Origin of the sequence: Herbiconiux sp. L3-i23 (assembly GCF_023734115.1) — a bacterium.
In the GTDB taxonomy this organism is placed as follows: Bacteria; Actinomycetota; Actinomycetes; order Actinomycetales; family Microbacteriaceae; genus Naasia.
The window spans coordinates 2,306,334-2,323,744 of sequence record NZ_AP025737.1 but is presented as its reverse complement, the minus strand read 5'-3'; the positions used below and the strand labels follow the sequence as shown (position 1 = coordinate 2,323,744).

Here is a 17,411-nt window from a genome sequence, read left to right as displayed (position 1 = left end):
CGACAAGGCGCTTGCTGACCCGACCGGTCGGATCGGTCGACGTTCGATCGATCCGACCGGTCAGCTCGCCTCGGCAGGCACGATGTCGACCGCGAGCCCCTCGATGAGCTGCGCGTTCGGGAGTTCGAGGAGCACCGAGCCGGGGAGGACGATCTTCGCCGCGCGGATCCCGGCGCCGACGACGACCTGATCGAGCGGGGGGATCCTGCTGTCGACGTAGAGCGCCCAGTCGGCGGGGACGCCGATCGGGGTGATCCCGCCGTATTCCATCCCGGAGAGGGCGAGCGCCTCGTCCATCCGCGCGAAGCTCGCCTTGCGGGCGTCGAGCAGCTTCCGGACCGTGCCGTTCACGTCGAGTCGGGTGGTCGCGAGCACCATGCACGCGGCGAACCGAGTGACTTCGCCGCGACGCCCCGCCACGACGACGCAGTTCGCCGAGATGTCGAGGCCGACGTCGTGGGCATCGCAGAACGCGGCGGTGTCCGCGAGGGAGCCGTCGATCGCGGCGACCCGGACTTCGTCGGCGCGGTCGAGCCCGACGAGGCCTTCCGCGACCGTTGGCGCGAGAAGATCCGGGCGGCGCAGGGCCTGCGTCAGGTCGAGCTTCACCTGTGCTCCATCTCTCCGGTCGCCAGGAGGGGGAGGTCGGCGAGCAGGGTATCGATCTTCGTCGGATCCCGAGGTAGACCGATCACTATGCGGTCGGCGCCGACGGCGAGCTCGAGAAGGTCGGTGTCCCGCACCGAAGGATGCGGGACGATCGACGCCCCGGTGAGCGCGGATCGCAGCACGACGATGTGTCGAAGCGACAGATCGGGTTTCGGGCCGTAGCTGACGGGGTGGTGGCGAGTGACGACGACGAGCCGGCTCCGGCCCGTCGCGATGACGGCACCCGACCTCGTCGCCTGCCCCTTCCTCAGCCGTCGCAGCAGCGACTCCGTCGACGCCACCGCCGCTGCGCTGAACACCGCCGAAACAGTGAGGCCCGACGTGCGGCGGGCAATCGGACGGTAGGCGTTGACGAGCGCAACGTCCCGCTCGGGAAGCGCCTCGCGACGCAGCTCCTCGGACGGCGTCCCGTCGGTGTCCGAAGGGGCCGCGGCGTCGAGAAGCCGGTCGGTCAACCCGGCCACCGTGTCGCCGGCGGCGCCGCTCACCCGGATCTCGACCCGAGCACCCTCGGTGGGGTAGACGGTGAACCAGCCGTCGAGGAGATCGCTGCCGTGCTCGATCGCCGCGATCGATGTGGCGGGAATCGTCCGGGTCGAGTAGCTGTCGCCGTCGCGCGTGAGCACCTCGAGGCCGTCGGCGTTCACGGTGAGAACGTTGTCGTAGAGGTGCATCGTCGGGTCGGCATCGCGCCGAGCGACGTTGCGCGGCACCTTGACGATGGTGTCGCCGCCGTCGAATCGGAACGGATGCGCGCGGAAGGCGCGTGGCACATCGTCGGCGTTCGTGACGGGCAGGATCCACGGGCCGAACGCGTCCCATTCGGCGGTTCTCTGGAACGTCATTCGCGGGTCCTCCATCGAGCAGCGCGACGGCTGCGGTGCCTCATCGGCACCCCGACGGCTCACTCGAGCGTACGCCTCTGCGGGTTCGGCTCAGCCCTTGACGGCCCCGACGGTCATACCGGCGATGACATGACGCTGGAACAGGGCGTAGATGATCAGCTGGGGGAGGAGCACGAGGGTGGCGGACGCCATCATCGCGCCGTAATCCACCGTGTACTGCCCCTTGAACCGCGAGACGGCGAGCGAGATCGTGCTCATGTCCGGGTTGTTGATGAGGATCGATGCGAACGGAAACTCGTTGAAGACGTACACCACATTGAAGATGAGCACGGTCGCGATGACCGGCCTCATGAGAGGCAGGACCACCGACCAGCACAAGCGCCACAACCCTGCGCCGTCGATGATGGCCGCTTCCTCGATCTCGCTGGGGAACTCGCGCAGGAAGCCCGTCAGCAGCAGGGTGTTGAAGGGGATGCTGACCGCGATGTAGGGCAGGATCAGCGCCGCGTACGTGCCGAACACCCCGAGTGAGAGGTCGAGGCGGTAGACGGGGAACAGCAGAATGTAGACCGGCACCGCGAGGCCCGCGAGAAGGTAGAAGCGCAGTGCGGACTGCAGCCGGCGTCGGCGGAAGATCATCCGGGTCAGTGCGAAGGCTGCCATGAACGAGATCGCCGCTCCGACCGTTACCGACACGAGCGCGATGAAGATGGTGTTCGAGTACATCTGGACGAGCGGCAGCGACCCGATCGCGTTGATGTAGTTGTCGAAGGTGAGCTCGGTGAACGAGAACGGGTTGCCCAGGATGTTGCCGCTCGGCTGGAACGACAGCAGAACGATCCAGAAGAGGGGGAGCACGATGAGGAACGTGACGAGGTAGGCCAGAATCCCGAGGACGATCGCGACCGTCCTCCGCGGGCGGCGTCCCGGAGTGGAGCGGGGAGGCTTCTGTGCGACCTCGGAGAGGGGTCGCAGTTCTGCGTCGATGCTGGTCGAGGTCATGCTGTTCTCCGTCCGCGGGAAAGCGCGAGGTAGCCGATCGAGACGGCCGCGCCGAGGAGGGTGACGACCACGGCGATCGCCATGCCGAGCCCGTACTGCTGATTGGTGAAGGTGACGAAGTACATGTAGCTGACGAGAGTCTCGGAGCGGTGCACCGGACCGCCGCCAGTGAGTACGAACACCAGCTCGAAGATCTTGAAGACGTTGGTGATCATGAGGATCGTCACGATGGCGAAAGTCTCCTTCATCATCGGGATGGTGACGAACCGCAGCTGCTGCCAGCCGCTCGCCCCATCGAGGGCGCTGGCCTCCATCACGTCGTGGGGGAGCTGCTGCAAACCGGCATAGAAGATCGTCATCGCGAAGCCGATGCTGCTCCAGATGAACACGAGCGAGACCGCGTAGGGGGTGAGCGTGTCGCCACCGATCCACTGAATGGGAGCGACTCCCATGAAGCCGAGCACTCGGTTCAACAAACCGATCTTGGGGTCGAGGATAAAGACCCAGATGAGGCCGACGAGGATCGGCGCGATGATCGCCGGCCCGAACACGAGGGCACGCAGCGCGCCTCCGCCCGCGATCTTCCTTCTGAGTAGCAGTGCCAGCGCGAACGAAGCGGGCACCAGTAGGGCGATGCTGACCACGAGGATGACGATGGTGTTCTGCAGCGACTGCCAGAAGAAAGGATCGGCGCCGAGAGCCGCGTAGTTGTCGAGCCCGATGAACTCCGGAGTGCCGAAGCCCTGGAACTTGGTGAAGCTGAACCCGAGCGAATACAGCACCGGGTAGACGATGAACAACGAGAAGAAGATGAGCGCCGGGGCGAGCATCAGGAGGATCTTCCAGCGCGAGCTGATCCAGATCACGGACTACCGACTTTCGAATTGAATGTGTGGCCGAGGGGATGGCGGCCCCGGCGAGTGCCGAGGCCGCCATCCGCCTACTCTGCGTCGATCGCGGTCTGCACCAGGTTCAGCGCCTCCTCGGGCGTCAGCTGGTTCTGGATGACGCCGTAGATGCTGTCGTACATCGCGTTGGCGACGGGCGTCGATACCAACAGGTCGGGCTGCGACTCGGGGCTGGTGACACCGTTCGCGACGGACGCGTCGAGCGCCGCCTCCAACACCGACTGGGACTCAGCGTCGAGCTGAGGCGTGTAGTCGGTGACGGGAGGCTGACCGTTGTCGACGAGCAGCTGCTGTGCTTCGTCGCTGTAGTAGAACTCGATGAATTTCGTGACGGCGTCGAGCTTCTCCTCGTTGTCGCCGACCTTCGCGCTCACTGCGAATGGTGCCGACGCGACGTTCATGACGATGTTCTGCTCGCCGACGCCGTCATCGAACTGGGGGCCGACCCAGAAGCCTGCATTGGGCCCGACTTCCGATTCCTGGATCGCGCTCGACGCCCAGACGCCCGCGTCGAGCATCGCCGCGTTGCCGCTGGTGAACTGGTCGACCGCCTGCTGGTAGGTCTGGGTGGAGACGTTCGAAGCGAACGCGCCGGCATCGCGGAGCTCGGCGATGTGCTCGTAAAGACGCAAGAAGTCCTCGTTGTTGTAGCTCTCGGAGCCGTCGAGGATGGCGTCGATCTTCTCGGAGAAGCCGAAGCGCTCGAGATCGACGAGGAAGCTCCACACGCTGAACGACGACTGGTTGGCGCCGTTCGAGATGGTGGTGATGCCCTTCGCGCTCAGAGTCTCTGCCACGGTGAGGAGCTCGTCGAAGGTGGTGGGAAGCTCGAGACCGTTCTCCGCCAGGATCTGCTCGTTGTACCAGAGGCCCGTCAGCAGTCCCTGGTAGGGGACGCCGTAGATCACGTCGCCGGATGAGAAGTTGGTGACCGTGCTCTCGGGCAGTCGCTCGGTGATGCCGAGCTCGTCGAGCATCGGGGCGAGGTCGAGCAGCTTGTCGGCTTCGAGCATTTCCTCGGCGGTCGACTTGTAGACCCAGAAGATGTCGGGGAGCGTGTCGCTTTGAGCCGCAATCGAGAGCTTCTGCAGGTGCTCGGCGACCGCTTCGCCCGTCACCTGGACGTCGATGTCGGGATTGGCCTCTTCGAAGGCCTCGACGATGGCCCACGTCGCCGGGTCGGCGGTCTGGACGTCGGGGTTCTGCATCGACAGCGTGATGGTGTCGCCGCTGGCGGCCCCACCGCTCGCGGTGCTGCAGCCGACGAGCGCGATGGTCACGGCACCCACCGATGCGATGCCGAGTGCAGTGCGAGTGATTGTTCGGGCGAGGGGGTGATTCAAGGGCATTTCATCTCCTTTGATGAGCGGCGGTCGCTGTCCAGCCGCTGTTGTCTGATGCATCGGGCGCTCGGTCTCGTCGAGCTAATCGGAGCATTCATCGAAACGTTTGCGGGAAACGTTTGTCTGAAACTAGAGCGGGTGTCCGGCGGTGTCAAGTCGAGTCCCGTTCATGCGAATTCGAAGCCCTCAGTCGACGAGCGCAGCTCCAGGCGCTGCTGCAGCCGTACCGTGCGCGGGCTGCCCGGATCGTTCGCAAGCCGGTCGACCAGAAGACGCACCGCGCTCGCGCCCATATCGAACGCGGGCTGCCGGATGGTCGTCAGACGAGGCTCGAAGAGGTCGGGGTGGTTGAAGCCGTCGAAGGTCGCGAAAGCGATGTCGGTCGGCACGCGGAGCCCGTTGTCCTTGAGGTGCTGCAGTGCGAGAGCGGCGAGCGGGGTGCTGCTGGCGATGATGGCGGTCGGGCGTGCGTCGTGGCTGAGTGCTGCGTCAAGCCGCCGGCCGAGGGCGGCGTCGTCTCCGAGGAGGATCTCGACGCCGCCGGAGTCGGTCGGAATCGACATCTCGTGCAGCGCGTCGAAGAACCCGTCGCGGCGCTCGCGGAGAGTCGGAACTCGCATATCCCCAGCAACGAGGCAGAAGCGGCGATGGCCTGCCTGTGCAAGGTGAAGCACCATCCGGCGCATTGAATCTCGATTGTCGGCGCCAACCTGATCGAGGGCGAGTTCGGGGAATACGCGGTCGAGCAGGATCGTCGGCGTCTTCTCCTTTGCGAGCTCGTCGACGAGGGCATCGGAGGACGCCGCCGCGCGCGCGAGGATCACGCCATCGACGCGTCGATTGAGCAGTGCGCGGACGGCGCGGCCTTCGCGGTCGGCGTCTTCTGCGGAGTTGGCGAGGAGGAGGGTGAGACCGTTCTCGGCGGCCGCATGTTCGACTCCGTGCACCATCTCGGCAAAGGCGGGTTCGCCGGCGTCCGACACGACGAGACCGATGCTGTCGGTCTGTGATCTGCGCATGGCCCGAGCGAGGGCGTCTTGACGGTAACCCGTGGCTTCGATCGCGTCGATGACTCGCTTGCGCGTGTGTGGTTCGACCTTGCGAGTTCCGTTCAGCACGTGCGACACCGTCGATATCGACACCTGCGCGTGACGCGCGACATCCACCATGGTCGCCATCGTCCGTCTCCCTCCCGCCCACCTGTGGCGAGCGATTTGCGCAAAGCCTAGCCAGAAGCGCTTCTGCCCCGCAATTTCGGGCAAGTCGGTGCTCATTTGCGTCGGTTGCGACTTGGGGATTAGTCTCCCAGGCACGCAAACGTTTCGATGCGCTCGTCAAGGTCCTCGCGGTGTCGCGATGGACCGAAGGAAGGACAATGGTGACCGACTCCCTTACGCCCGGCGGCTTGCTCGGCGACCTCACGATCGCCCGCTCCGCGCGAACTGCTCGGGCATCGAGCTTCGATCAGACCGGACGCAACCGCGACAACTGGATCGTCATGCCGGGCGAGGAGCGCACGCTCGCCGACATCGAGGGCCCCGGCTTCATCACCCACATCTGGATGACCCAGTCGTGCCGCATCCAGCCCGGGCCGGGGCAGATCGACCCGAACGTCGTCGGCGTTCCCATGCTCGAGATCCACAACGCGCTCGGCGTCAGCTGGGAAGTGGTCGACCCTGACTACTACCGGAAGATCGTGTTGAAGATGTACTGGGACGACCAGGAGACTCCGAGCGTGATCGCGCCGCTCGGAGACTTCTTCGGCCTTATGAATTCGCTGTCCGGGTCGTACGACTCCTTGCCGCTATCCGTGTCGGCGAAGGAACCGGAGCTGCACACCTTCGGAGGGTCGGCCGCGTTCAACAGCTACTTCCGAATGCCCTTCGGCAAGCGGGCGCGCATCGTGGTCGAGAACCAGAACGACATCCCCTACCTCCAGTACTTCTATATCGACTACGAGCTGGTCAAAGAACCGCTTCCCGAGGACACCGTCTACTTCCACGCGCACTGGCGTCGCGCGCTGCCGAATCAGGGCTGGGGACCGGATCTGCAGTCGAACAGCATCGAGACGACCGTGGCGAACCTCGACGGCAAGGACAACTACGTCGCGCTCGAGACCGAGGGCCGCGGCCATTACGTGGGATGCAACCTCGCGGTTCGCCACTTCCAGGGCTCCTGGTGGGGCGAGGGCGACGACATGATCTTCATCGACGACGACACCTGGCCGCCCAGCCTGCATGGAACCGGCATGGAGGACTACTTCGGTCACGCCTGGGGCATGCAGCACAACGCCTATCAGTTCAACGGCACGATGGTCCACGAGGAGAACGTGCCGGGATTCCACCACAGCTACCGCTTCCACATGGTCGACCCGATCCGATTCGAGAAGCGCATCAAGGTGACCTTCGAGCACGGACACGGAAATCACCTGTCGGACGACTGGTCCTCGACGGCCTACTGGTACCAGACGCTGCCGTCGCCGGAGTTGAGCATCCCCGATGTCGAGCAGCGCCTGCCGCTGCGTCCGATGGATCGGGTCATCGAGGCACCGCTGCCCGAGCTGAACGACGAGCAGAAGGCGGCTCGCGCCGCAGCTGCGGAAAGGATGGAGAAGTTCGTCGCCCTCCGCGACGCCATGCGCGCCGAGCGTCGGGCACAGATCGACGAATGGGAGAGCGGAAACGCTCGCATCGCGCGTGACGTACGAGCCCGCTTCAACGGCGAGATGAGCGAGCGATGAGACCGGAGTTCCACTTCACCGCTCGCAGCGGCTGGATCAACGACCCGCACGGCACGACCGTGAAGGACGGCGAATACCACTCCTTCTTCCAGTACGTCCCCGGCAGCACGGTGTGGGCGCCGAACTGTCACTGGGGCCACGCGAAGGGACCCGACCTCCTTTCGTTGACCGAACTTCCTGTGGCGATCTACCCCGGGGACGGCGACGGCGGCATCTGGACCGGTTCCCTGGTTACCGCCGAAGAGGGCGCCCGCATCCTCTACACCTCGACCTCCGAACCGGATCTCGGCGCAGGTCGCATCCGGATCGCTGAACCCGCGGAAGAAGACTGGGTCGAGTGGCGTAAGGGCGACTTCGTCGCCGACGCCCCCGCGGGCGTCGACCTGGTCGCCTACAGGGATCCTTTCGTGGTGAAGGAAGGGGAAAGATGGCGCATGTTCGTCGGCGCCGGTGCGCCCGACGGCACCGCGATGGCCCTCACCTACACCTCGCCCGATCTGCATGATTGGACCTACGACGGGGTCGCGCTGGAGCGCTCGACGAACGACCGCGACCCGGTCTGGATGGGTGCGCTGTGGGAGTGCCCGCAGATCATCGAAGTGGATGGGCGCCACGTCATGGTCTCTTCCGTGTGGGACGATGACGTGCTCTATTACGCCGGATACGCAGTCGGTCGCTACGCCGACGGTCGCTTCACCGCCGAGTCGTGGGGCCAGCTCACCTTCGGGCCGAGCTACTACGCTCCGTCGTTCTTCCGGGACGCGGACGGGCGGCCCTGTCTGACCTTCTGGATGCGAGGCGTGTCGGACCTCGAGGCAGGGTGGGCCAGCGCGCACAGCGTTCCACATCTCCTCAGCCTGCGAGGGGATGCTCTCGTGGCGACGCCGCACCCCGATGTCGAGAAGTACCGGACCGAGGCAGTCGTCGACGGTGGTCTGCCCGGACTGGCCGGCGACGTGACGTGGGCGGCTCGGGAAGGCGACCGGCTCATCGTGCGAGCCGGTTCCGACGAGGCCCTCCAATTGATTGCGGAGGAGGGGCGGGTCGACGTCCGCACCGCCGCCGGCAGTTGGGGGCTGCCGTTCACGGGCGGGGAGGTGCGGCTGATCCTCGACGCGCAGGCAGTGGAGGTGTCGACCCCCGAAGGTGTACTCGGGGTCGCACTCCAATCAAAGGCCGACCGGTACTCCGTCGACGCGTCCGGCGCGGTCGTTCGCCCTCTGGCCCGGTGATCCGCACGGAGCCGGCTCGCGCCGAGGTCCTCGTCATCGGCGAGGCGCTGATCGACATCGTGGACGGCCCGTCTGGGCGGCGCGAGCTGGTGGGCGGCAGCCCTGCCAACGTCGCCCTGGGGGTCGGCAGGGCGGGTGTACCCGTAAGCCTGCTCACGTATCTGGGCCGCGATACGCGTGGTGAGAAGATCGCGTCGCACCTTCGAGAGTCGAATGTCGCCGTGCTCCCGGGGTCATTCGAGGCTCCACGGACTTCGACCGCAGTGGCCTCTATCGATTCTGGCGGAAGCGCCGAGTACCGCTTCGACGTGCTGTGGAACGTGAGCACGAAGGATCTGCCGTCGTCGGCCGATGTCGTGCACACCGGTTCGATCGCCGCTTTCCTCGCCCCAGGAGGCGAGGAGGTGCTCGAATATCTGAGCCGGGTGAACGCGCGCGAAGTCACCTTCGATCCGAACATCCGGCCCGCTCTGCTCGGCGACCCGGTCGACGAGCGGAGGCGGTTCGAAGCGGTGGCGGCACTGTGCACGGTCGTCAAGCTGAGCGATGAAGATGCCCATTGGCTGTATCCGGGACGAGACTCGAGCGAGGTCCTGGCGCACGTCCTCGCTCTCGGCCCGCGGGCCGCCGCGATGACGATGGGTGGGGACGGCGCGATCATCGCCGGGCGTTACGGATCGGCCGTGGTCGCCGCCGTGCGGAGTCGAGTGGTCGACACGATCGGCGCTGGCGACACCTTCATGGCGTCGCTGATCACGTCCCTGACGAGCACCCCCTCACTCGACGCGACCCTGGCGGACCTCGAGGCCATGGCCGAGGCCGCTGCGCACGCTGCCGCGATCACCGTCGGCAGAGCAGGGGCCGACCTTCCATGGGCGCACGAGCTGCGATCCGGTAGCTGAGGTGCCGACCGCGCGAGTCCGCGCTCAGCGCGGAAGGCGGTCGAGTACCCGGTAGAACAGGTGCGTCACTCCGACGCCGGCGACGACGCGTTCCTGCTCGAGCTTCACCGGCGCTCCGTCGAGCTCGTCGAATAGACGGATGCCCGAGCCCAGCAGAACGGGGACGAGGTGGATCCAGAGGTCGTCGAGGAGCCCGAGTCGCAGGCACTGCATGGCGATGTCGCCGCCGGCGACGCCGACGTGCTTGCCGCCCGCGGCGGCCTTCGCCTGCTCGATCGCGCTCTGCACCCCGCCCGTCACGAAGGTGAAGGGGCCCGAGCGGTCGGCCCACTCAGCGGGCACCTCGTGCGTGACGATGAAGCTGGGGATGCCCATCGGGTCGTCGCCGCCCCACGCCTCCGCGTCGTCGAAGGTCTTGCGTCCCGTCACGTTGGCGCCGATATCGAACGCTGCTCGAACGATCGGGGCGCTCGCGGCGTCGACGTGGAAGGTGAGCGCGTTGTTCGGCATCGGCACTTCGACGTCGCCGCCGTCGTACCAGGCGTGCACCTCGTCCGTGCTGTGGTCAGTGCGGGCCACGAAGCCGTCGAGAGACATCGACATCTCGACGACGACACGGCTGGCGAGACTCAGATCGCTCATGATGAAGGACCTCCGTCGACGGTGACGTTCGGTCCTCGCATCGTGCTCGCTTCTCGCGGCGCGGTCAAGCGTCGGGGAAGGAGTAGATCTCGGTGCGTCAGTCGCGCCACCAGGCGTCGAACCGCGACGCCGGCACCTGCCGCTTGTGCTCGGTCGCGCGGTACCGCGCTTCAATGGCCTCGGCGACCGCGTCGTCGACCTCGCCGCCTTCCAGGTAGGTGTCGATGTCGCGGTACGTCATGCCGAGGTTCGCCTCGTCGGTCTGCCCGGGCGTGTGGTCGAGCAGGTCGGCGGTCGGCGCCTTCTCGTACAGACGAGCGGGGGCACCGAGGTGCTCGAGCAGAGCACGACCCTGCCGCTTCGTCAGTCCGGTGAGCGGGGTGAGGTCGACACCACCGTCGCCGTACTTCGTGAAGAAGCCCGTGACCGCCTCGGCGGCGTGGTCGGTGCCGACGACGAGCAGGCCGCGCTCGCCGGCGATGGCGTACTGCGCGACCATCCGCATCCGCGCCTTCACGTTGCCCTTCACGAAGTCGCTTAGCGTCTCGCCGGTCGCCTCGGCGACATCCTGGACGACGCCATCGACACCGTGCTTGATGTTGACGGTGACGCCCGGCTCCGCCGCGATGAAACGCAGCGCCAGCTGGGCGTCGTCCTCGTCGGCCTGCACGCCGTACGGCATGCGCACGGTGACGAAGCTGCGCTCGTGGCCCTTGTTCCGCAGCGACTCGATGGCGAGCTGGCAGAGCCGGCCGGCGAGCGACGAGTCCTGACCGCCCGAGATGGCGAGGATGAGGCCTTTCGCGCCGGAGCGCAGCAGATAGTCCTCGAGGAACGCGACCCGCTCGGCCACCTCCTCGGCGGGGACGATGTCGGACTTCACGTTCAGGGCGGCCACGATCTCGGCCTGAATTGGGCGCATGGATCGATTGTTCCGCGAAAGCGAGACAACAGCGAACGCCGACGCGATTAAGAGGCGGCGGCCTCCGCGGGCACCTCGTCGTCGGTGAGCCCGAGTTCACGGAACGCGACGGCGACGCCCTCCTCGGCCGGGCGCGGGACGACGAGGTCGGCGAGGTCGAGGACCTCGGGCGGCGAGCCCTCGATACCGACGGCCGTACCCGCGAATGCGAGCATCTCGAGATCGTTGTAGCTGTCGCCGATGGCGACGACGTCCTCCTGCGCGACGCCCAGCCGGTCGATGACGGTGGCGATTCCGACGGCCTTGTCGATGCCCTTCATGAACAGCTCACCGGACGCGCCGGTGACGCCGATGATCGAGCTCGGGAGCACGTCGATCTCGTCGCCGATCTTCTCGGCGAGGTGGCGCAATGGAATGGGGGAGTCGAAGAAGGTGACCTTGCCGAACGACCTGTTGCTGAGATCGCCGGGCGTGACGAGCAGGTCGAAGATCCCGGTGCTGACGGGGCCGCCGACCGTCTGCGACTGCCGACGCGGCGGCAGGATCGACAGCAGTCGCTCGTCGACGCCATCGCGTCCGTAGATCGCCTCGGAGGCCTCGAGCACGTAGGCGATGTCGTGCTCGTCGAGCACCGAGAGGGTGCGAGCCGCGAGCTCGGCGGGGAAGCGGCGATCGTGCAGTACCTCGCCGTCGATCTCGACATAGCCGCCCGCCGACGCGACCAGCCCGTCGAATCCGATCTCGAGAACGCTCGGGCTGATCATCGAGCGCGCGCGGCCCGTGCAGAGGAAGACGCGGTGTCCGTTCTCGCGGGCGAGGCGGACGGCCTCGACGTGACCGAGCGGCACGCTGCCGTGGTCGGCGAAGGTGCCGTCGAAATCGATGAAGACGGCTTTCGGGGCGTTGATCGCGGAGGTCCTTCCACTTCTGATGTGTCCGTCGGGGCGGCTCTCCTCAGCGGGAACCGGGACGGACTGCTCAGTCTTCCAGGCCCGCGCGGGCGATCGCGCCCGTGCGTTGAAAGGGTCTGCTCAAGACGACCGCGAGTGCGACGCCGAGCGCGACCCCGATCACTGCGGGCGCGAGCGACACGTCGACCGCGAACCCGGATGCACTGAGGGTCCAGACGATCGAGGCGATCACGACGAGGCCGAGAAGGACGCCGATGATCCGGGTGGACGCGACGCCGATCCCGCGGAGCGGCCGGCTGCCGACCAGCGCCAGACCGGCGGATGCAATGAAGGCAGCCAGCAGCACCAGCAGGCCGACCGTTCCGATCTCGGCGGGAAGGGCGCGCACGTCGGGAGCGCAGCTCGGCGGCGCCGGGAAGATCGCGGGGCAGAGGGAGGGAAGTCCGCGCACCGACGCGAGGAGCAGCAGCCCGATCATCGTGCCGACCACGGCGACCGCCGCGCGAACGAGGACGGGGCGGGCGGAGGAACGGCCGATCATGGCGTCAGAGTAGTGCTGGGCGGATCGGATCAGACCCGCTCGCGCTTCTTGCCGAAACGGGCCGCGAGGAAGAGCAGCGATCCGACGACGAGATAGCCGAGGGCCCCGAGCCAGACGATGCCGGTCTGCTGGGTGAGCAGCACGATGCTCGCGATGATGGCGAGCACGGGCACCACCTTCGGAACCGAGAAGTGGTCGTGCTCGACCTTGTCCTTCTTCAGCACGAGCACGCTCACGTTGGCCGACAGGAAGACCAGCAGCAGGAGAAGGACGGTGGTCTCCGCGAGCGTGCTGACGTCGCCGAGGAAGCTGAGCCCGATCGTCAGCGCCCCCACGAACACGATCGACACCCACGGGGTCCGACGGTTCGGCAGCACCCGCCCGAACACCGACGGCAGCAGCCCCGATTCGGCGAGCCCGTATCCCACCCGGCTCGCCATCACCATGAACAGGAGCGCCCCGTTCGCAATGGCGACGAGGGCGATGAGACCGAACAGCCACGACGGCACCGCCGCCCCGCTGGCCTCGACGACATCGAGAAGGGGGCCGGACGACTGGGCGAGCTCATCGATCGGCAGGGTGATGACGGCGCCGAGGGCGATGAGGAGGTACACGACCGCCGCCGTCGCCAGAGCGCCGAAGAGAGCCCGCGGGTACGCCTTCGACGGGTTCTTCACCTCTTCGGCCATGTTCGCGGCGGCCTCGAAGCCGAGGAACGAGAAGAACGCGATGACCGACGCCGCGAACGCCCCCTGCAACGGCGCCACGTCCGGGTTGAACTCGAGCAGGCGGGCGGGGTCGCCGTCTCCGCCGCCGAAGAAGAGGGCGGCGCAGAAGATGACGATGACGAGTCCGCTGACCTCGATCACCGAGGCGACGAGGTTCGCGGTGAGCGACTCGCGCACGCCGCGCAGGTTGATGAGGGTCAGGATCGCGATGAACGCGATCGCGGTCGGGACGGGCGGCACGTCGATCAGCGCCGCCAGATAGTCGCCGGCGAACGCGTTCGCGAGCGAGGCGGCGGTCGTGATGCCGGAGGCCATCATCAGGAATCCGACGACGAACGACAGGTAGGGGATGCCGAACGCGCGATCGACGTACCGGGCGGCGCCGCCCGCGTGCGGGTATTTCGTGATCAGTTCGGCGTAGGTGCCGGCGGTGAGCAGCGCGACGACGAGGGCGATCAGCAGCGGCAGCCAGATCACTCCGCCCACGTCGTTCGCCATCGAGCCGACGAGGGTGTAGATGCCGGCGCCCAGGGTGTCGCCGACGATGAAGGCGAACAGCAGCGGAGCGGTGATGACGCGTTTGAGGCCGCCCGGGCGCGAGTCGGCGTCGGTGGCGGCGTTCGAGGTGCCTGCGATGTCGGCCATTGCACCACTTCAGCGCGAGACGCCTGGAAAACCCCGCGGCCCCGGCTTTCTATCAGCCAACACGGAACCATCTCGCAGGGGCCTCTCTGGTCATTGAGGAGGGCCGCTAGGCCCGTCGCGAAATGACGGGACTCGTACTTGCGCCGACGGCCGAGCGCGATTTGTCGGCTGGTCGCATCGCTGGGCCGCTTCGCGGCGGCTCAGCGACCGGCGGTTCCTGGTCACCCCGGAGGGCCGCCAGGCCCGTCGCGAAATGACGCCGCTCGTTGAGCGAAGCGATACGGAGGCTCGCGCGCTGAAGCGTGTCGCATCGCGACGGGCCTGGCGGCCCTCCTCAGCGACCAGGGTGTGGGGCCGCCGCCCGTATCGCGTCGGGGGCGAAGGGGCTGACTTCTGGTCAGTGAGGAGGGCCGCTAGGCCCGTCGCGAAGTGACGGGATTCGCACTCGGGTCGAAGCTCGGGCGCGATTCGTCGGCGGGTCGCATCGCTGGGCCGCTTTTGCGGCGGCTCAGCGACCGGGGTGCGATCCGGGACCGGTGTCCCGTGACAGCGGGACACCCGCACTGGCACCATGATGCGCATGACGGCCGAATCGACACGGCGCTTCCCGCGTGCGACCGCCTCGGCGCGCATCGCGACGGTCGCCGCGCTCGTCATCGCCGGCCTCTCGAGCATCGGCGCGATCGCCCTCGACATCGCCATCCTCGCCGACTACGCGCCGTCCGCGGTTCCCATGTCGACCGGGTGGTCGGGTGCGTTGCCCGGCCTCGCGATGGTGCTGCCCGGCGCGCTGCTGCTGTGGCGCCTTCCCTGGCATCCGATCGCCACGATCCTCGTCGTCTTCGGCGTGCTCTGGTGCGTCGATGGCCTCGCCGCCGCGGCCGTGAACTACTCGTGGCTCTACGACCGCGACGCCCCGTTCACCGGCGTCGCGTTCTGGTACTACGCGCGCTTCGGTTCGGTGCTGATCCTGCCGATCCAACTGCTGCTCGTGCTGTTCCCGACCGGCCGGCTGCCGCGACCGCCGGTGTGGCGGGGGATCGGCATCACCGCGCTGGTGCTCGCCGTCATCATGCCGATCGCGTTCATCCTCGCGCCGCGCGCCGCCATGATGGCTCGTGCCCCGTCGGGCGGCATCGACCCGGACGCGGCGACCCAGTCCACCGCGATCTACGACCACCCGCTGATCACCCTGCCGCTACCGACCGAGATGTGGCTCGGCCTCTTCACCGTGGCGGTGCCGGCGACGGTCCTGTCGCTCCTGCTGGCGCTCGCCGTCGCCATCGGCCGAAGCTTCGGGGCGAGCCCGGTCGAGAAGTCGCAGCTGCGCTGGTTCGTCTGGGCGGGCGCCCTGTTCATCGTGCTGATGGCGTCGCAGCAGCTGTTCCCGCTCGGCATCAGCGACGGCATCCTCACCCTCGCGATCGCGCTCGTCTCCGCATCGGTTGTCGTCGCCGTCGCCCGATACCGCCTCTACGAGATCGACCGGCTGCTCAGCTGGACGCTGCTCTACGGTCTGCTCGTCGGATCGATCGTGGCCGTCGACGGGGCACTCGTGCTCACGCTCGGCGCCGTCATCGACGACGGCGTGCTGATGCTCGTCGCCGTCGTGCTGGTCACCCTCGTCTACGCGCCGCTGCGTGACCGTCTGTTCGGCGTGGTCAACCGCGTGGTGAACGGCCGCCGCAGCGACCCGTACGGCGTCGTCTCGGCGCTCGCCGGGGAGCTCGAGGACAGCCTCGACACTCCAACCCAATTGGGTGCGGTCGCGGACGCCATCGCCGACGCGTTCGCCTCGACCTACGTCGCCGTCGAACTGGAACGCCCCGACGGCGACCTCATCCGCGCCGAGCACGGCACCCGCCACCGCGACACGGTCGACCTGCCGCTCGAGTACCGCGGGCGTCGCATCGGCCGCATCGTGATGAAGCCGGGCCGCCGCCCTCGACTCAGCGCCCGAGACCAGAAGCTGCTCGGCGATCTGGTGCGTCTCGCCGCCGCCGCGATGCTCAACGCCGAGCTGTCGGCCGAGTTGCAGGCGATCCGCGAGAACCTCGTTTCCGCCCGCGAGGAGGAGCGTTCCCGCATCCGACGCGAACTGCACGATGGGCTCGGCCCGCTGCTCGGCGGCGTCAAGCTGCGCCTCGAGACCGCCCGCAACTTCGTCGGCAAGGACCCGGGGCGATCGGTCGAGTTCCTCGACAAGGCGATCGCGGACTCCGCCGAGGTGATCCTCGAAATCCGCCGCCTGGTTCAGGACCTGCGGCCGCCGGCGCTCGACGACCTGGGGCTGCGTCGCGCGGTCGAGCAGCAGGCCGAGCGGTTGCGCGGGCCGTCGCTCGCGATCGAGGTATCGGGCGAGATCGGCCGCTCTCTGCCCGCGGCCGTCGAGGTCGCCGCCTACCGGATCGTGTCCGAGGCGCTCAACAACGTGTCGCGGCACTCGCGTGCCCGTTCGGCGTCCGTGGTGCTCGACGCCGGTGCGGCGGCGCTCGTCGCCACCGTCACCGACGACGGAACCGGCATCGACGACGACGCCGTGCGCGGCGTCGGACTGCGATCGATGCGCGAGCGGGCGACCGAGCTCGGCGGATCGCTCGAGATCACCGTCCCCGAGGGTGGCGGCACCACCGTCCGCGCGCGCCTGCCGCTGCCCGCCGAACCGACGGCACCGGCTCCCGACGTCGATGAGGAGATCGCCCGTGTCCGATGATGTGATCCGCCTGGTGCTCGTCGACGACCACCCCGTCTATCGCGAGGGCCTGTCGGCTCTGCTCTCGTCGACCGACGGCGTCGACGTGGTCGCCACCGCGGGCGACGGCAACGAAGCGCTCGACGTGGTCGCCGCCCAACAGCCCGACGTCGTCGTCATGGATGTGCAGATGCCGCGTCTCGACGGCATCGCCGCGACCCGCGAGATCGTGTCGGTGAACCCGCACATCGGCGTCGTGGTGCTCACCATGTCCGAGGACGACGAGACCGTGTTCAGCGCGATGCGGGCAGGGGCTCGCGGATACCTCCTGAAGGGCGCCGGCCAGGACGAGATCCTGCGCGCCATCCGTTCGGTCGCGAGCGGCGAGGCGGTCTTCGGTGCCGCCATCGCCCGCCGGGTGGCAGAGTACTTCGCGGCGCCGCCGACCTCGCAGAAGGTCGCGGAGATCTTCCCGCAGCTCACCGCACGCGAGCGCGAGATCCTCGACCTGCTGGCCGCCGGGCGGTCGAACCCCCAGATCGCGCAGACGCTCTACCTGTCGCCGAAGACGGTGCGCAACAACGTGTCGAACATCTTCGCGAAACTGCAGGTCGCCGACCGCGCCGAGGCGATCATCCGCGCCCGCGACGCCGGCCTCGGCCACCCCTGACCCGCGGGACGTTCACGGG

At 67.6% G+C, this 17,411-nt stretch carries 16 protein-coding genes; 5 read left to right on the top strand and 11 right to left on the bottom strand.

Going from position 1 to position 17,411, the window contains the following annotated elements:
- Window positions 1-60: 60 nt before the first annotated feature.
- The 6 genes from NGH83_RS11095 to NGH83_RS11070 all read right to left on the bottom strand — a co-directional run bounded on the left by NGH83_RS11095 (window position 61) and on the right by NGH83_RS11070 (window position 6,041).
- A complete protein-coding gene (locus tag NGH83_RS11095; protein ID WP_251856314.1) occupies window positions 61-609 on the bottom strand; it encodes a YbaK/EbsC family protein in 549 nt (182 codons plus the stop codon).
- Window positions 606-1,514, bottom strand: a complete 909-nt coding sequence (locus NGH83_RS11090; protein ID WP_251856313.1) for a hypothetical protein — start codon at window positions 1,512-1,514, stop codon at window positions 606-608. Before NGH83_RS11090 ends, NGH83_RS11095 begins: the two co-directional genes overlap by 4 nt.
- Window positions 1,515-1,604: 90 nt before the next feature.
- A complete protein-coding gene (locus tag NGH83_RS11085) occupies window positions 1,605-2,516 on the bottom strand; it encodes a carbohydrate ABC transporter permease (protein ID WP_251856312.1) in 912 nt (303 codons plus the stop codon).
- Window positions 2,513-3,382, bottom strand: coding sequence for a carbohydrate ABC transporter permease (locus NGH83_RS11080; protein ID WP_251856311.1), 870 nt, complete (start codon window positions 3,380-3,382; stop codon window positions 2,513-2,515). The genes NGH83_RS11085 and NGH83_RS11080 overlap by 4 nt, the downstream gene beginning before the upstream one ends.
- Window positions 3,383-3,456: 74 nt before the next feature.
- Entirely contained in the window at window positions 3,457-4,773 is a 1,317-nt protein-coding gene (locus NGH83_RS11075) for an ABC transporter substrate-binding protein (RefSeq protein WP_251856310.1), read from the bottom strand.
- Between the two features lie 161 nt (window positions 4,774-4,934).
- On the bottom strand, window positions 4,935-6,041 hold the full coding sequence (locus NGH83_RS11070) for a LacI family DNA-binding transcriptional regulator (protein ID WP_251856309.1): 1,107 nt from the start codon (window positions 6,039-6,041) through the stop codon (window positions 4,935-4,937).
- A 101-nt stretch (window positions 6,042-6,142) separates the two neighbouring features.
- Here NGH83_RS11070 and NGH83_RS11065 point away from each other — a divergent pair, with 101 nt between their 5' ends.
- From NGH83_RS11065 to NGH83_RS11055, 3 genes are read left to right on the top strand one after another with little or no spacing between them, the layout of a single operon-like run.
- Entirely contained in the window at window positions 6,143-7,507 is a 1,365-nt protein-coding gene (locus NGH83_RS11065) for a glycoside hydrolase family 172 protein (protein ID WP_251856308.1), read from the top strand.
- Window positions 7,504-8,739, top strand: a complete 1,236-nt coding sequence (locus NGH83_RS11060; protein ID WP_251856307.1) for a glycoside hydrolase family 32 protein — start codon at window positions 7,504-7,506, stop codon at window positions 8,737-8,739. The genes NGH83_RS11065 and NGH83_RS11060 overlap by 4 nt, the downstream gene beginning before the upstream one ends.
- Complete coding sequence (locus NGH83_RS11055) at window positions 8,736-9,641, top strand: PfkB family carbohydrate kinase (protein WP_251856306.1); 906 nt, start codon at window positions 8,736-8,738, stop codon at window positions 9,639-9,641. The genes NGH83_RS11060 and NGH83_RS11055 overlap by 4 nt, the downstream gene beginning before the upstream one ends.
- 24 nt (window positions 9,642-9,665) lie before the next feature.
- Here the strand turns inward: NGH83_RS11055 and NGH83_RS11050 are convergent, their stop codons facing one another.
- From NGH83_RS11050 to NGH83_RS11030, 5 genes are all read right to left on the bottom strand, one after another.
- On the bottom strand, window positions 9,666-10,283 hold the full coding sequence (locus tag NGH83_RS11050; RefSeq protein WP_251856305.1) for a dihydrofolate reductase family protein: 618 nt from the start codon (window positions 10,281-10,283) through the stop codon (window positions 9,666-9,668).
- A gap of 97 nt (window positions 10,284-10,380) precedes the next feature.
- Window positions 10,381-11,205, bottom strand: coding sequence for an ammonia-dependent NAD(+) synthetase (gene nadE, locus NGH83_RS11045; protein WP_251856304.1), 825 nt, complete (start codon window positions 11,203-11,205; stop codon window positions 10,381-10,383).
- A gap of 47 nt (window positions 11,206-11,252) precedes the next feature.
- Window positions 11,253-12,089: an HAD hydrolase family protein gene (locus NGH83_RS11040; protein ID WP_256470137.1), complete on the bottom strand. Its 837-nt coding sequence runs from the start codon at window positions 12,087-12,089 to the stop codon at window positions 11,253-11,255.
- 94 nt (window positions 12,090-12,183) lie between these two features.
- Window positions 12,184-12,657, bottom strand: a complete 474-nt coding sequence (locus NGH83_RS11035) for a hypothetical protein (protein ID WP_251856302.1) — start codon at window positions 12,655-12,657, stop codon at window positions 12,184-12,186.
- Between the two features lie 29 nt (window positions 12,658-12,686).
- The gene (locus NGH83_RS11030; protein WP_251856301.1) at window positions 12,687-14,030 is read right to left on the bottom strand and encodes an APC family permease; all 1,344 of its coding nucleotides are present in this window, start codon (window positions 14,028-14,030) and stop codon (window positions 12,687-12,689) included.
- Between the two features lie 580 nt (window positions 14,031-14,610).
- On the opposite strand from NGH83_RS11030, the gene NGH83_RS11025 reads away from it, so the two are divergent.
- A complete protein-coding gene (locus NGH83_RS11025; RefSeq protein WP_251856300.1) occupies window positions 14,611-16,743 on the top strand; it encodes a sensor histidine kinase in 2,133 nt (710 codons plus the stop codon).
- Window positions 16,733-17,392 (top strand): response regulator transcription factor, encoded by a 660-nt coding sequence (locus NGH83_RS11020; protein ID WP_251856299.1) that lies wholly within the window; start codon window positions 16,733-16,735, stop codon window positions 17,390-17,392. The genes NGH83_RS11025 and NGH83_RS11020 overlap by 11 nt, the downstream gene beginning before the upstream one ends.
- Window positions 17,393-17,411 lie beyond the last annotated feature (19 nt).